The sequence below is a fragment of the Rhodocaloribacter litoris genome (assembly GCF_011682235.2).
In the GTDB taxonomy this organism is placed as follows: domain Bacteria; phylum Bacteroidota; class Rhodothermia; order Rhodothermales; family ISCAR-4553; genus Rhodocaloribacter; species Rhodocaloribacter litoris.
On record NZ_CP076718.1, the window covers coordinates 2724622 to 2739555 of the forward strand.

The window sequence follows — 14934 nt, forward strand, 5'->3', positions numbered from 1 at the left end:
CGCTCGACCGGCGGCTGCGGGCGCTGGTGGCGGCCGCCGGCGGGCTGGCGCTGGCCGCCGCCCCGGATGCATTCCTCGTCCTCTGGGCCAGCGCGCGCGGGGTGGAGCTGGCCTGGATGCCGCTGCTGTGGGCGGTGGCGCACGGGGTGCGGAGCATCCTGGCCGGGGTGGGCGGCGAGCTGTCCGACCGCCTGGGGCGGATGCCGGTGGTGTTCACCGGCTGGGGCGCCCGGGTGGCGATGCTGGTGGCGCTGGCGCTGGCGCCGGTGTCGCCGGCCGGGGCCTGGACGCTGTTCCTGGCCTATGCCGCCACGACGGCCTTCACCGAAGGCGCCGAACGGGCCCTCATCGGCGACGCCGCCGCCGAAGGGGAGAAGGCGACGGCCTTCGGCCTCTACCACATGCTGGCGGGCCTGCTGGCCCTGCCCGGCGCCCTCCTCTTCGGGGTGCTCTGGGAACGCCTGGGGATGGCCGTGGCGTTCCTCGTCTCCGCCGCCCTCACCACCCTCGCCGCCGGCACACTCCTGGCCCTCAGCCGCCGGTGATGCGGCAACCGTTCAACCGTTCCACGTTTCAACGTTCCACGTTCCAACGTTCAACCGTTCAATAACACCCACACACCCACACACCCACACACCCACACACCCATACACCCACACACGGAAATGATCACCTACGTCTCCGGCAAGCTCGTCGAGAAGAAACCCACCGGGGCCGTCGTGGACGTGCACGGGCTGGGGTACCACGTGATGATCCCGACCTCGACGTACGAGGTGCTGCCCGCCCCGGGGGAGGCGGTGAAGCTGCACACGCACCACTACGTCCGCGAGGACGCGGTGCAGCTCTACGGGTTTGCCACGAAGGCCGAGCGGGCCGTCTTCGAGGTGATGCTCGGCGTCTCGGGTGTGGGGCCGAAGCTGGCGCTGGCGGCGCTCTCGGCCATGTCGCCGGTGGAGCTACGGGACCGGGTCGTCGAGGGCGACGCGAGCATGCTCACGCGCATCCCCGGCGTGGGCCGCAAGACGGCCGAGCGCCTGGTGGTGGAGCTGCGCGACCGCCTGGCCCGGCTCGACCTCGAAGGCGTGGGCGTCTCGCCGCTGGGGGGCGACTCGGAGGTGCTGGCCGCCGCCCGCGCCGACGCGCTGGCCGCCCTGGAGACGCTCGGCCTGAGTCGCGCCGCCGCCGAGAAGGCGCTGCGCAAGGTTCTCCGCCAGCACCCCGGCCTGCAATCGCCCGACGAGCTGGTACGCCTGGCCCTGCGCGAAAGCTGAGGGGTTCGGGGTTGCAGATTGCGGATTGCAAATTGAAAATTGGGGTGGGCCGACGCCCTCCTCGACGTAATCTGCCATCCGAAACCTGCCATCGGCACGACACAGAATCTGCAACCTGCAATTTGCAATTTTCCAACCCCATCCACATCGCCCCAACCTTCAACCTTCAACCTTTCTCCCTACCCTGACCGCGCCCACATCCACATATCGCTTACGGGAGGGGTGCGTGGCGGCGTGCCCGGGGTGTGCCCACCGGTCGATGACGGCGGCGGAGAGCGCGGCGCAGAAGACCGGCTGGCTCCGCGAGCGCCTGGCGCCGTGGGCGGATCGGCTCGCCCCGCTGGAGGCCGTGCCGGAGCCACAGCGGTGGGGCTACCGCGAGAACGTGTGCCTGTCCACCGCCTGGGTGGATGGCGTGTGGCACTTCGGCCTCCGGCGCCGGGATGAGCTGATCCCCATCCCGGACTGCCCCGTGCACGCGCCGCGCGTCCGGGCGGTGGTGCGGAGCCTGGCGCGCGTCCTGCCGCCGGGGCCGTCCTTCCCCATGGTGTACCTGGTGCAGTCGCGAGCGCAGGTGGTGCTGGTGGTCAAGGCGCGTGCGGTGGAGGCGGCGGACGCGCTGGGGTCGGTGCTGGGGGAGGCGCTGGCGGGCGCGGGCGTCGAGGGGGTGTGGCTGCACCTGAACCCCTCGGCGGGGCGGCGCGTCTTCGCCAGGCGGGCATGGCGGCTGCTCTGGGGCGTCCCCCGCTCGCGCGACGCCGACGGGCTCCTCTACGGCCCGGCGGCCTTCAGCCAGCTCCTGCCCGTGCTGCACCGCCGCGCCCTCGACGCCGCCGAGGCGTTCCTCGCGCCGGCCCCCGGCACGGCGGTCGTAGACCTCTACTGCGGCACGGGCGCCAGCCTGGTGCGGTGGCTGCGGGCCGGGGCCGCCGCGGCCGGCGTCGAGCTGGGTGGTGAGGCGGTGGCCTGTGCCCGCGAGAACGCCCCGGACGCCCTGATCCTGCGCGGGGCCTGCGCCCAGCGCCTGCCGCAGCTCACCGCCTGGGCCGAGGGCCACACCGGCCCCCGGCGGCTCTACGCCAACCCGCCCCGCACGGGCCTCGAGCCCGAGGTGCTCCGGTGGATCGCCGGCGTCTACCGGCCCGGCCGCCTGGCCTACCTCTCGTGCAGCGCCGGCACCCTCCGCCGCGACCTCGACGCCCTCACCGGCGCCGGCTACCGCGTCGCCCGCCTCGTCCCCTACGACTTCTTCCCGCAGACCTACCACGTAGAGGTGCTGGCGCTGCTCGAAGATGTGTCTCCTTCTCGCTCACCCACTTACTCCGCGTAACCATGCGACGCATCGTCTACAGCGTGGCGGCCAGCCTGGATGGCTACATCGCCGGCCCCGGCGGCGAATTCGACTGGATCCCCGACGAGCCGGCCATCGACTGGCAGGCGTTCATGGGCCGTTTCGATGCGGTCTTGATGGGGCGCCGGACCTACGAGGTGGTGCGGGCGCAGGGGCCGCCGGGAGGGCTGCCGGCGGTAGTTTTCAGCCGTACGCTGGACCCGGAGGAGAACCCGGGCGTCACGGTGGTGGAGGCGGACGCGGCCGGCTATGTCCGTACCCTGCGCACGGAGCCGGGCAAGGACCTCTGGCTGATGGGCGGCGGCCTGTTGTTTCGCAGCCTGCTGGAGGCCGGGCTGGTCGACGCCGTGGAGGTGGGCCTGGTGCCCGTCTTGCTGGGCCGGGGGCTGCCGCTCCTGCCGGAGACCGCCACGCGCACGCGCCTGCGTCTGGCCGGCGTGCAACGGTATCCGAGCGGGCTCCTGCTGCTGGGCTACGACGTTCGGCACGAGGGCGGCTGAAAAAGCGGCCTGTGCCCGGCACGGGGCACAGGCCGCGAGAGGAAAGGGGTGCTCCCGAAGGCCTTCAGGCGTGGACGGCCTCGCCGCGCTCGATGGGGGCGCCGACCAGGTTGCCCCACTCCGTCCACGAGCCGTCGTAGTTTTTCACGTCGTCGTAGCCGAGCAGGTACTTGAGCACGAACCACGAGTGGCTGCTGCGCTCGCCGATGCGGCAGTAAGTGATGATCGGCCGGTGGCCGGTGATGCCCGCGTCGGCGTAGATGCGCCGGAGGGTGTCGGCGTCCTTGAACGTGCCGTCCTCCTCGTTGACGGCCATCGACCACGGGATGTTCGAAGCGCCGGGGATGTGGCCGCCGCGCTGGCAGGTTTCGGGCAGGCCCGGCGGTGCCAGGATCTCGCCCGTGAACTCGGCCGGGCTGCGCACGTCCACCAGCTCGGCCGCGTGTGCGGCCACCTGTTGCTGCACCTCCGGCAGGAAGGCGCGGAGCGAGAGGTCCGGCTCGCGGGCCGTGTAGTTCGTCGGCTCGATGTCGGGTACCTCGGTCGTCATCGGCCGGCCTTCCTTGAGCCACTTCTTACGGCCGCCGTCCATGAGGCGCACGTCCCGGTGGCCGTAGATCTTCAACTGCCAGAAGGCCCAGGCGGCGAACCAGTTGTTGGCGTCGCCGTAGAGGACGATCGTCGAATCCGGGGTGGCGCCGGAGGCGCTGAGGAGCTTCTCCATCTCCTCCTTCGAAACGATGTCCCGCCGCACGGTGTCGCAGAGCTGCGTCTTCCAGCTCCAGCCGACCGCGCCGGGGATGTGTCCCTGTTCGTAGAGGGACGTGTCGACGTTGACCTCGGCCAGCACCACGCCGGGGTCGTCCTTGTGCTCGGCGACCCAGTCGGTGGAGACGAGGACTTCGGGGTGTGCATACTGTGCCATCGCGTTGCCTCCTTGGATATGTGGGGTGATGAGCAAAACACGCCGGAAACTGCGGGGATCTCCGCGTAAGACGGGCTCCGGCGGGAAAACGTCGGGGCGACCCGGAGGAACGGCAGGCCGCACAAGCTTTCCTCTTTTTCACGAGAGAGGGGTTTTGAAGATCCGGCGTGCTCACGCTTTTTCCGGAACGACGTCGGACGGGACGTGGCGGAGCTTCTCGGGGTTGCGGACGACGTAGATCTGCCGGATGCGCCCGTCTTCCACATGGAAGGTGAGGACGTTCTCCACGGCGCCCCTGCGCGTCACGAGGAACCCCGGCTGTCCGTTGACCCGGATCGGGTGGACCCGGACGTCGGGGCCGGCTTTGCGGGCGAGGTTCAGGAAGAAGCGGGCGATGCGGAGTGCGGAGCGGACGGGTTTCAGGGCGGCCGTCACCTTCCCGCCGCCGTCGGTGTAGAGCACGGCATCCTCGGCCAGCAGATCGAGCAGGCCGTCGAGGTCGCCGTCCTGCACGGCCCGGGCGAAGCGGTCGGCCAGGCGGGCCTGGTCCGGGGGTGCGGTGTCGAAGCGGGGACGCCCGGCGCGCACGCGGCGCCGCGCCCGGTGGGCGATCTGCCGGCAGTTCACGGCCGTCTTGCCGACCAGCTCCGCCACCTCGGCGAAATCGTAGCCGAAGACGTCGTGCAGCAGAAAGACGGCCCGCTCGACGGGCGTGAGGCGCTCGAGCAGCAGCAGGAAGGCCATCGAGAGGGTGTCGGCCCGTTCGACCCCGGCGTCGGGCGGGGGGTGGTCCGAGGCAAGCAGCGGTTCGGGCAGCCAGGGGCCCACGTAGGTCTCGCGCTGCACCCGCGCCGAGCGCAGCTGGTCGATGCACAGGCGGGTGACGACGGTGGTGAGGAAGGCCCGGGGGATCGTCACCTCACCCGCCCGTTGCCATCGGAGAAAAGCCTCCTGCACGACGTCTTCGGCGTCGGCCACGCTGCCGAGCATCCGGTAGGCGAGGCCGAAGAGGTAGGGGCGGTGTTGTTCGAACGTTTCGTGGGTCATGGAGCGTTCCGGGAAGCGGGTCAGGCGGTCGGTACGGCCGGCCGGACCTGCCCGTTCCGGGCCGGCGCCGTTCCTTCCAGGTTGAGGTCGGGGAGGCGGCAGGCGGTGTCGTAGCCCAGGGCGCGTTTGATCACGGGATAGACGCCCCCGGCCGCCAGCGCGTAGCCGAGCTCGATGAGCCCCTCATTGCCGTAGCGGCTCCTGAGGCGCTCCCGGTGCGGGTCGGGGGCGTCGTCCCGGTGGATGACGGCGCGGGCGAAGGCGAAGGGTTCGGCGAGCACGGTGGGCAGCGCCTCGGGGCGGTTTTCGAGGATCGACCGAACGTGCTCCGGTGCGATGCCGGCCTGCCGGGCCTGGTTCACGGCGATCTGCACGCAGTCGCCGCAGTCCGCCGCATGGGCGGAGACCAGGTGCGCCACGGCGTACACGTTCGGCGGCAGCACGCGCCGGCGCCGGGCCATGGGCATGAAGGCCGCGAAAGCCAGGAAGGCCGGCAGCGACGTGTCCGCAATGAACTTCAGATAATCCATCGAGGCGCCGAGCCTTTCGGCTTCGGCCTCGAGACGGCGATGAATCCAGCGACGAAGCATGTTCTCCTCGGACGTCTGGTTGTCTGAAAACGCAAGGCCCGGGTGAGCCTGCCCCGAAAAGACGGGCGAACCCCCGCCGGTGTGACAGGCGTCTCCCGGTTTCGACCGATCACGCTCGCGCTGCGCGCACGCCCGTCCCATGATGCCGGGGTCGCCGGGCCTCCGGCCGGAAAAAACGCACCCGGGGTTGCGCCCGACCGGCCTGTGTCGTTGATTGCCGTGGATGGGATGAGCCTGGCCGGATGCGGGCATCTTTCTTGTGGCAAAAGAAGGCAGGCCGGCCGGACCGCGAAACATCGCGTTTTGACCGACGAAGACACCAGGGAATGTGGGGAGCGGGCGGGCGGGTGCCCCGACCTGTACACGGTGCTGTACACTGGCCTGAGCAGCGATGGCAGAAACGATACGGACACCGGTCTTCCAGCGGTACGACGTTCTGGAGAAGATCGGCAGCGGGAGTATGGGGGCCGTCTACAAGGCCCGCGACGTCCGGCTGGACCGGTACGTGGCGCTGAAGGTGCTGCCGCCGGGGCTGCGGGATCATCCCGAGTCGCTGGAGCGCTTCAAGCGGGAGGCACGGGTGCTGGCCCGGATGAAGCACCCGGGCGTGGCCTCGGTCTACGACGCCGACGTGGAGAGCGATTTCCCCTTCATGGTGATGGAGCTGGTCGAAGGGGAGAACCTGGAGCAGGTGTTGCGTGCCCGGGGACCGTTGCCGGTCGATGAGGTGATCCGGCTGGGCGGGGAGATCGCGGAGGCGCTCGAGCACATCCATTGCCATCGCATCGTGCACCGGGACATCAAGACGGCCAACATCGTCATCGGGCCGGAGGGGCGGGCCGTCATCACCGACTTCGGCATTGCCTTCGTGGCGTCGTTGCCCCGGCTTTCGCACGGCACGCTCGGCACGCCCGAGTACATGAGCCCCGAGCAGGCCGACGGCCGGCCGATGGACGGGCGGTCGGACCTCTACAGTGTGGGGGTGGTGCTCTATGAGTGTCTCACGGGGAAGGTCCCGTTCGAGCGGGGCGGGGAGAGCCTCACGGCGCTGACCGATCTGTTGCGCCGGATTCTGGAGGAGCCGCCGCCGTCGCTCCGTAGCCGCCGGCCCGAGGTGCCGGCCTGGCTGGCCGAGGTCGTCGAGCGGTGCCTGGCCAAGAACCCGAACGACCGCTTTGCCCGGGCGGCCGAGCTGGCGGCGGCCCTCCAGCCGCCCCCGGTGATCGAGGTGCCGGCCACGGCGCCCGCTTCGCCGGTGCCGGCCACGTGGCAGCCCGAGAGCACCGCCTCGGTCCGATCCTCGACGATTCTCATCAGCCACGCCGAGGCCGTGGAGGCCGTGCGGTTCAGCCCGGACGGGCGCCGCCTGGCCACGGCGTGCAAGGACCGGGCGATCCGTGTCTGGGAGGTGCGGTCGGGCCGGCTGCTGCGCCTGTTGAAGGGTCCTTCGGCGCTGTCGGTCTCGTTTCGTCCCGGCGGGGTCTACCTGGCCGCCGGCTGCGTCGACGGCGTCGTCCGCATCTGGGACGTGGAAGGGGAGCGGCTGGTGCAGGCGATCCATGCCCACACGGGGTACGTTCTCTCGGTGGCCTACAGCCCGGCCGGCGACCACCTGGCCTCGGGGGCCATGGACGGAGCCGTTCACATCTGGCAGGCCCGCACGGGCCGGCTCGTGCGCACGCTCGGCCAGCACACGGGCTACGTGCTTTCGGTTTCCTTCAGCCCGGACGGCGCCAAGCTGGCCTCGGGCAGCGCCGACGGGGCTGTCCGCCTCTGGGACGTCAAGACGGGCCGGCTGCTGCGCCGCCTCAAGGGACACGCCGGCTACATTCCCTCGGTTGCCTTCAGCCCGGACGGGGTGCGGCTGGCCTCCGGGGGTGTCGACGGGGCCGTCCGCCTCTGGGACGTCCGGAGCGGCCAGCTGTTGCACAAGCTCCAGGGACACAGCGACTGGGTGATGTCGGTTGCCTTCAGCCCGGACGGGGCGCAGCTGGCCAGCGCCGGGCGGGATCAGAGCATTCGCCTCTGGGATGCCCGGCGAGGTCGCCCGCTGGAGCGGCTCAAAGGGCACACGGGCGCCGTCATGTCGGTTGCCTTCAGCCCGGACGGCACCCGGCTGGTCTCCGGCAGCACCGACCACACGGCCCGGCTCTGGCATCTGGGGCGGCGCACGTTCCGGCCGGGACGCTGGCTCCGGTGGCTTGCCGTGGTGCTCCTCCTGGCGGCCCTGGTCGGCCTGGCCCTCTTTTTCGACCGTCTCCCGCTCGACCGGCTGTCCTTCAACCGGGCGGATCTGACCGGCCTCTTCGGCACCCCGACGGAAAACAACTCGGCTGTTTCTCGGCGGGGTGCCGGCTCCGGGTCGGTGAGGCCGGTCTCCCCCGCGCCGGTTCAGCCGCTGGCGCCCCCCGGCACGCACACGCCGGGGGGGCAACGGCCGGCATCTTCGTCCGGCCCGGAAACTTCATCCGAGGGGCGGGCTGGTTCCTCCGTGCTTCGCCCGGCCGCGCCACGGGATGAGCTGTACGGGCCCGGTGGTCTCGTGCTGGGGCACGGGGGCTACACCCTCGTCGTGGCCGTCGAGACGAACCGGCACCGCGCGCAGGCGCTGGCTGCCCGCTACCGGGACGACGGCTTCCGCGTGGCCGTCCTGGGGGTGCTTTTCCAGGGCCGTCTTACGTACCGCGTCGTCGTCGGCCAGTTTGCAGGCTGGGACGAAGCCGGCGCGGCCCGCCGCCGCCTCGTCCGGGGCGGGACCGTACCCTTCGACACCTGGATCATGCGCCTTCAACCTGCGGAACGCTGGCGCGTAGAGCGTTGAACGGGGTGCCGGCCGGTACACCCGCCGCATAGCGTAGAAGGCCATCTCCGAAACTGGACTATGCCCGACGGTATCTCTCCCCCGCTCGACACGGCCGGTGGCGGTCACGACCGCGGTGTGCTTCTTTCCTGGGTGGACCTGCGCACCGACCCCTATTCGACCGGGCGTGACGGCGAACGCGAGGTCGGTCCCACGCTGACCCTGCTCTTTGATCCCGAGTCGCCGTACCGGGATCGCATCGGCCATGTCGTCCTGTTCTATCGCAAGCCGACCCACGATCCGAAGCGCCACGAGGACTTTGCGGCCGCCGACGCCACGCGGAAGGAGATCGAGCGCCTGGGCGCCCGCCGCCGCATCAAGGTGGAACTCGTTCCCTGGCACGGCGAGGACCCGACCGACCATCGCAGCCTGTTCGAGTTCCTGAACCCGCAGGTGACCGAGCTCGGCGAGCGGTTTGCCCGGCAACTGCTGGTGGTCCACATCAGCCCCGGAACCCCGGCCATGCAGACGGTGTGGGTCCTCATGGCCGAGATGGGGCTGATCCGCCGGCCGTTCGTGGCGGTGAAGAGCCTGCGCCGGGCCCACCGGGCGGGCCGTCCCGCCGTCGTACCCGTCAGCCTGGACATCCCCACCTTCTACAAAGCGTTCCACCGGGCCCGCCCCATGCACACCGCCCCGACCGAGGTCGGGGAGCGCGTCCTGTTCGATCCGCACCACTTCGTCTCCGACAAGCTCAAGCGCCTCTACGCCGATGCCCGCCGCTTCGCCCGGTTGAACGTGCCCATCCTCATCCTGGGCGAGCGCGGCACCGGCAAGACGACCCTGGCCTCGTGGATCCGGAGCAACAGCCCGTTCCGCCAGCCCCAGAAAGACGCTTCGTGGCCGTCGGTGCCGTGCAGCCAGTACAGCCCCGAGACGATGCGGGCCGAGCTCTTCGGCTACGTCAAGGGTGCCTTCACCGACGCCCGGCAGGATACCGAGGGCCTCCTCCATGCCGCCGACGGCGACACCCTCTTCCTCGATGAGATCGGCGACATCTCGCGCGACCTCCAGCGCCTGCTCATCCGCGCCCTCGAAGAGAAACGCTTTACCCGCGTCGGCGCCACCGTGCCCGAAGAGAGTCACTTCCGCCTCATCACGGCCACCAACCTGCCGTGGGACGAACTCCGAAAACGCCTCGACCCCGACTTCCTCGATCGCATCAGCGTGCTCGTGCTGGAGGTGCCGCCCCTGCGCCAGGTGCGTGAAGACCTGCCCTGGCTCTGGCGCCGGCTCTTCCAGGAGGCGCTCGCACGCGCACAGGTGCCCGCCGGGCGGGTCCACCTCGACGCCGCCGGCCACGAGCGCGTCGTCCGCCACCTGTGCCGCCACCCGCTGCCGGGCAACCTGCGTGACCTCTTCCGCGTGGCCTATCACCTCATTGCCACCTGTACCGACGAGCCTGATCCTGACCTTGCCGGAGACGACTGCATCGGCTACGCGCTCGAACAGGCCCTGGGCGGGCACGCCCGTCCCGTCGAACGGGAACGGCTGCCCCGTGCCGTCGCCGCCGCCTTCGCCCAGGACGAACCGCTCGACCCGCTCCTGCCCGACGGGCAGATCATCCCCACCCGCACCGTCGAGCGTGCCTTCCGCCGCTACCTGGCTGCCGAACTGCGCCGCATCGCCCGCCAGCGCGGCCTCCAGCCGCAGGACCTGTGCGACATGACCGACCGCACCCTGCAGAAGTGGGTCAAGGAAGAGGGAGGTTGAGCCGGCATCGGCGGGAAGGGTCATGGGTGGCCCGCCCGGGGGAACCTGGGCCGGTCCGTCGCAGGCATCCGGGTGCCCTGTGCCCGCTCCCGCCGGGGGGGCCCGCGGGTCCGAACGATCCTTCTTGCCGGGGCGACGAGGGATTCGCCCCTCCGGCCCTGAAGAGCGGAAAGAACCAGCACGACACGTCTTTTGAGTCCCCCGGGCGGATCCGGTACGCCCTTTGGTGCCTGCCGGGATGAGCGACACAGGGCTGCCCTGGCCGCGTCATGCGGCCTGCGCGGCCCGGAAACCGGACCTGCCGACGACATGACGATTGCGACCACGTTACCTCGCCCCTTGCTTTGTCCCTTTGCCCTGCTGGGCAGCCTGCTTTTCCTCGCCGCCTGCGCCAGCACGGGGCCGGGAGGAACCCCCTCGTGGACCGGTGTCACCGAGCGCCCGGCCACGAAGCACGAGCCGCGTGGCGAGCCACGCGCCGGCGAGCCCGCGGCGCAGAGCCGGGACGACGCGCCGTTGCCGCCTCCGGACGCCACGATGCTCCGCGCCCGCATCTACGAAGCCATGGCGCGGGTGAGCTATGCCCGGGCCGGCGGCGACCTCGAGGCCGTCGAGGCCGCGCTCGACGAGGCGATGGAGGGCATCCGGCAGCTGGCCGCCACCCCCGGCACCCTCGACGATCCCGAGATGCGCGAACTCTACCGCTCCGTCGTCACCGCCTATGAACAGTACTACGGCGTGCCGGACACGCTCCAGACCGAATACGGCGAGATCTTCGCCTTTCGCGATGCCATGTTCGAGGCCATGAACGCGCTCGACGAGCCGCTCCTCGAAGACGTGATGCTGCCTCCTGTGACGCCCGCCGCGACGACCATCCCGCTGCACCGCAACCGCCTCGTCGAACAGAGCATCCGTTTCCTGCTCAAGGAACCGGACAGGCACCTGCACAAGTGGCTCAGCCGGGCCGCCACCTATTTTCCCATGATCGAGCAGATCCTTCGGGAAGAAGGCGTGCCGGACGAGTTGAAGTACCTGGCGATGATCGAGAGCGGGCTCAACCCGCGGGCCCGCAGTCGTGCGAGTGCCGTCGGAATGTGGCAGTTCATGTCGGCCACGGGCCGGGCCTACGGATTGCAGGTGACGCACTGGGTCGATGAGCGGCGCGACCCCGAGAAGTCCACGCGGGCGGCGGCCCGGCACCTGCGTGATCTGTACGAGACGTTCGGCAACTGGCACTATGTGCTGGCCGCCTACAACAGCGGGGCCGGGCGGGTGCGGCAGGCCATGCGACGGGCCGGCGTCACCTCGGCCCGAGAGACGCCCGTGTGGGAGATCTACCCGTACCTGCCGCGCGAGACGCGCAACTACATTCCCATGTTCATGGCCACCGTGATGGTTGCCTCGAACCCCGGGGCGTTCGGTGTGCAGCCGGTCGCGCCCGGCCCACGCTATGCCTACGACGTAGCCGAGGTCGAGGGGATGCTCGACCTCGGCCTGGTGGCCGAGATGGCCGGCACCGACGTAGAGACGATCCGTGCCCTCAACCCCGAGCTGCGGCAGTGGGCCACGCCGCCTTCGAGCACGCCGTACCGCCTTCGCCTGCCTGCCGGCACGCGCGACCGCTTCACCGCGGCCTATGCGGCCTTGCCCGAGGAACGCCGGCAGAGCGTGGCAATCCACACCGTCCGTCGTGGCGATACCCTGGGCAAGATCGCCCGGCGCTACGACACCACCGTGGCAGCCATCCAGGAGGTGAACGGCCTCCGGGGAACGACGATCCAGGTGGGACAGACGCTCCACGTGCCCGTTCGGTACGAAGCCTATGCCGGGGTCACGGCCTCCACCGGCGGGCACGTGCAGTACGGGAGCCGCCCGCCGGGCGAGGACGCCACGCCGGTCGTGACGGCTTCCCTCACGGCCGGGGATCGTGCCGCCGGTCCGGCACCCGGTGAGGCGGCATCCGAACACCGCACCCGCGTCCGCTACCACGTCCGGCGCGGCGACAACCTGACCGAGATCGCCCGGCGCTACGGCGTCACGGTGGACGATCTGCAGCGATGGAACGACCTCACCGGCAGCCGCATCTATCCGGGTCAGACGCTCACGGTCTATCCGGGCGAAGCCGGCACGGCGGCCTCCACCGGCCGGAAGGTCACCTACCAGGTACGGCCGGGCGACAACCTCACCCGGATCGCCGCACGGTATGGCGTCACGGTGGATGACCTGCGGCGGTGGAACGACCTCCGGAGCGATCACATCCGTGCGGGCCAGCGGCTAACCATCTATGCCGGCGAGCATACCGGCACCGGCGGCCGGTGGATCTCGTACACCGTCCGGCGCGGAGACACGCTGACCGAGATCGGCCGCCGCTACGGCGCCACACCGGCCGAGCTGCGCAAGTGGAACGCGCTCCGCACCGACCGCCTCCTGGTGGGACAGCGCCTGGCGATTTTCGTACGCTGACACACAGGGCGTATTGCGTAGTACGTCTTTCGTACAGGCACTTCTGCCCGCCACGACGCACTACGACGTACGCACAACGAAACACCCCTACGAGCCATGGCCGAGAAGCAGCGTCCCACCGCCCGCCAGATCGTCGACGCCGTCGTGCAGGCCATGCACGAGGCCCGGGAACCGCTCGACGAAGACCTCATCCTGGTTCCTCCCGTCTTCGACGTGCTCCTGCACCCGTCGGCGTATCAGGACCTCCAGACACTTTTCCCGCGCATCAAGGAGCAGGCCAAGAAGCGGCTCGACGCCGAGCTCGAGCGGCTCAACCGGCAGCAAGGGGAGCGGCGTCTCTTCCGGCGTCTGCTTCATCAGGTCCTTCGGCTCTTTTCCGCCGAGCATTACCTCCGGCGTGCCTCCCGGGGCCGGGCACGCTATGAGCGTGCCGGCGAGGCATGGTCCATCGACATCGGCGTGACCGCCGAGCCCGACGCCGGCATCGACTATCTGGCCGTCGAGACCGATTTCGCCGCGCAGGCCCCGCCGCAGCTGAAGGGGCGCCCGACGGTGAACATCCGCCGCCGTACCCTGGTCCTCCCCGATGGCCGCCTCGAAACCGTTCTGACAACCGAGCGGCCCGAACGGGGTGCCGGGGGGGACGCTCGGCCGTCGTCCCGTCGTACGACCCGGCACCTGCCGGTGCCGTTGCCAGTGACCCCTGTCAATGCGCTGGCCCGCCTCACCTACGAAGACGACACCGGGTCGCATGTGGTCTACATGACCACCCCGCGTTTCCGCATCGGCCGGTACGATGCGACGGGCGACGTCGACCTGCCGCTCCACACCCTGCCCGACGTTTCCCGGGAGCATGCCTGCATCCGGCACGAGGGCCAGCAGGGGTTTGCCATCAAGGATCTGAGCCGGTTTGGCGTCACGGTCAACGGGAAAAAGATCCCTCCCGGCGAGAAGGGGGATCCGGAGGCCGGCTGGCACCCCCTGCCTCCGAAGGCCGAGATCGGGCTGGCCAATGCCGTTTTCATCACCTTCGAAGCCCTCTGAGCCATGCTGACGACCCTCTTGCATTACCTCTTTCTGATGCTGTTGCTCACGTTTGCCGCCCGCCTGTTGCACGTCCACCGCCCGGACCGGCATCCCTGACCTCCGGCCATGTATACCCCGTCCCATATCCTTTCTGCGGCCTCTCCGGTGAGCGGGTTTCGGGCCTTCGGGGCCACCGACCCGGGGCGGGAGCGCGAGCACAATGAGGACTGTTTCATCTGCGAGCCGGCATGCGGCCACTTTGCGGTGATCGACGGGGTGGGGGGCTATGCGGCCGGGGAGGTGGCCGCTGCGCTCGCCCGGGACCTCATAGCGGCGCAGCTCCGCCGGGGGACGGGTACGCCCGGGGAGCGGATCCGCCAGGCCATCGTCGCCGCCAACCGGGTCATCTACCAGCAGGGCCGCAGCCACCCGGGCCGCCGGGGCATGGCCTGCGTGCTCACCGTCGCCGTCGTCGAGGATGGCTTCGTCACCGTCGGGCACGTGGGCGACACGCGCCTGTACGTGATCCGTCGGGACGGTATCACCAAGGTAACCCGCGACCACTCCGTCGTAGGCCTCCGCGAAGACCGGGGCGAGCTCAGCGAGTGGGAGGCTATGCTCCATCCCCGGCGCAACGAGATTCTCCGGGACGTCGGGTCGGTCTGGTGGGCGCCGGAGGATGAAGCGTGGGTCGATCTGTATCGTTTCCCCTTTTTGCCGGACACGGCTCTGCTCCTGTGCTCGGACGGCCTGACGGACCTGGTGCCCAGTGACGTGCTCCGGCAGACGGTGCTGGCTCATGCCGGGCATCCCGGGCGAAGTGTAGCGGCCCTCATCGACCTGGCGAACCGGGCCGGCGGGTATGACAACATCACGGTGATCGTGGTGGAGGGGGAAGCGTTTGCGCCGGGCTCCCTGCCGGACGCTCCTTCGGATGGGCCGGAAGGACATGACGCGCCGCCGGTGGAGGCCGGCATCCGGAAGGTGCACACCGGTTCGTTGCGGCTGCCACCCCCTGTGTGGCCGGCCGGGGCCACGTTGCTCCTGGTGGTCTTGTTCTGGTTGTTCTGGCGGGTATGGGATGCCGTGCAGCACGCGGGTCCGTGATGTACGAAGCCGGAGCACCCGCCCGTAGCGGTGTCCGGCGGATGTGGCCCGGCCCGTCTCACCCTGAATCCTGCGGTTTTT

12 protein-coding genes are annotated in these 14934 nt (G+C 70.2%); 9 read left to right on the top strand and 3 right to left on the bottom strand.

Features of this window, described 5'->3' with window-relative positions:
* The 4 genes from GQ464_RS11365 to GQ464_RS11380 all read left to right on the top strand — a co-directional run.
* Positions 1-545 (top strand): MFS transporter (locus GQ464_RS11365; protein WP_166981967.1); only part of this gene is annotated, 545 nt, incomplete at its 5' end.
* A 120-nt stretch (positions 546-665) separates the two neighbouring features.
* Positions 666-1271, top strand: a complete 606-nt coding sequence (ruvA, locus tag GQ464_RS11370) for a Holliday junction branch migration protein RuvA (protein ID WP_166981970.1) — start codon at positions 666-668, stop codon at positions 1269-1271.
* Positions 1272-1530: 259 nt separating this feature from the next.
* Positions 1531-2601, top strand: a complete 1071-nt coding sequence (locus tag GQ464_RS11375; RefSeq protein WP_228350226.1) for a class I SAM-dependent RNA methyltransferase — start codon at positions 1531-1533, stop codon at positions 2599-2601.
* Positions 2602-2603: 2 nt separating this feature from the next.
* Positions 2604-3122: a dihydrofolate reductase family protein gene (locus GQ464_RS11380; RefSeq protein ID WP_166976805.1), complete on the top strand. Its 519-nt coding sequence runs from the start codon at positions 2604-2606 to the stop codon at positions 3120-3122.
* Between the two features lie 64 nt (positions 3123-3186).
* Here GQ464_RS11380 and GQ464_RS11385 read toward each other — a convergent pair whose 3' ends face one another.
* The 3 genes from GQ464_RS11385 to GQ464_RS11395 form a co-directional block, all read right to left on the bottom strand.
* Positions 3187-4047: a sulfurtransferase gene (locus tag GQ464_RS11385; protein ID WP_166976804.1), complete on the bottom strand. Its 861-nt coding sequence runs from the start codon at positions 4045-4047 to the stop codon at positions 3187-3189.
* A 171-nt stretch (positions 4048-4218) separates the two neighbouring features.
* The gene (locus tag GQ464_RS11390; RefSeq protein ID WP_166976803.1) at positions 4219-5094 is read right to left on the bottom strand and encodes an RNA polymerase sigma-70 factor; all 876 of its coding nucleotides are present in this window, start codon (positions 5092-5094) and stop codon (positions 4219-4221) included.
* Between the two features lie 20 nt (positions 5095-5114).
* A complete protein-coding gene (locus GQ464_RS11395; protein WP_166976802.1) occupies positions 5115-5684 on the bottom strand; it encodes a carboxymuconolactone decarboxylase family protein in 570 nt (189 codons plus the stop codon).
* Between the two features lie 391 nt (positions 5685-6075).
* Here GQ464_RS11395 and GQ464_RS11400 point away from each other — a divergent pair, with 391 nt between their 5' ends.
* The 5 genes from GQ464_RS11400 (at position 6076) to GQ464_RS11420 (ending at position 14853) form a co-directional block, all read left to right on the top strand.
* Positions 6076-8505 (top strand): WD40 repeat domain-containing serine/threonine protein kinase, encoded by a 2430-nt coding sequence (locus GQ464_RS11400; protein WP_166976801.1) that lies wholly within the window; start codon positions 6076-6078, stop codon positions 8503-8505.
* 60 nt (positions 8506-8565) lie between these two features.
* Entirely contained in the window at positions 8566-10257 is a 1692-nt protein-coding gene (locus tag GQ464_RS11405; RefSeq protein WP_166976800.1) for a sigma-54-dependent transcriptional regulator, read from the top strand.
* 309 nt (positions 10258-10566) lie between these two features.
* A complete protein-coding gene (locus tag GQ464_RS11410; protein ID WP_166976799.1) occupies positions 10567-12720 on the top strand; it encodes a lytic transglycosylase in 2154 nt (717 codons plus the stop codon).
* Positions 12721-12816: 96 nt separating this feature from the next.
* Positions 12817-13764, top strand: coding sequence for an FHA domain-containing protein (locus GQ464_RS11415; RefSeq protein ID WP_166976798.1), 948 nt, complete (start codon positions 12817-12819; stop codon positions 13762-13764).
* Positions 13765-13911: 147 nt separating this feature from the next.
* The gene (locus GQ464_RS11420; RefSeq protein ID WP_228350227.1) at positions 13912-14853 is read left to right on the top strand and encodes a PP2C family protein-serine/threonine phosphatase; all 942 of its coding nucleotides are present in this window, start codon (positions 13912-13914) and stop codon (positions 14851-14853) included.
* Positions 14854-14934 lie beyond the last annotated feature (81 nt).

What these genes read in the sequence shown, in the direction of transcription:
- GQ464_RS11380 (WP_166976805.1), top strand. Translation starts at nt 2,604, where the DNA reads ATGCGACGCATCGTCTACAGCGTGGCGGCCAGCCTGGATGGCTACATC.
- ruvA (WP_166981970.1), top strand. Translation starts at nt 666, where the DNA reads ATGATCACCTACGTCTCCGGCAAGCTCGTCGAGAAGAAACCCACCGGG.
- GQ464_RS11375 (WP_228350226.1), top strand. Translation starts at nt 1,531, where the DNA reads ATGACGGCGGCGGAGAGCGCGGCGCAGAAGACCGGCTGGCTCCGCGAG.
- GQ464_RS11395 (WP_166976802.1), bottom strand. Translation starts at nt 5,684, where the DNA reads ATGCTTCGTCGCTGGATTCATCGCCGTCTCGAGGCCGAAGCCGAAAGG.
- GQ464_RS11405 (WP_166976800.1), top strand. Translation starts at nt 8,566, where the DNA reads ATGCCCGACGGTATCTCTCCCCCGCTCGACACGGCCGGTGGCGGTCAC.
- GQ464_RS11400 (WP_166976801.1), top strand. Translation starts at nt 6,076, where the DNA reads ATGGCAGAAACGATACGGACACCGGTCTTCCAGCGGTACGACGTTCTG.
- GQ464_RS11385 (WP_166976804.1), bottom strand. Translation starts at nt 4,047, where the DNA reads ATGGCACAGTATGCACACCCCGAAGTCCTCGTCTCCACCGACTGGGTC.
- GQ464_RS11410 (WP_166976799.1), top strand. Translation starts at nt 10,567, where the DNA reads ATGACGATTGCGACCACGTTACCTCGCCCCTTGCTTTGTCCCTTTGCC.
- GQ464_RS11415 (WP_166976798.1), top strand. Translation starts at nt 12,817, where the DNA reads ATGGCCGAGAAGCAGCGTCCCACCGCCCGCCAGATCGTCGACGCCGTC.
- GQ464_RS11390 (WP_166976803.1), bottom strand. Translation starts at nt 5,094, where the DNA reads ATGACCCACGAAACGTTCGAACAACACCGCCCCTACCTCTTCGGCCTC.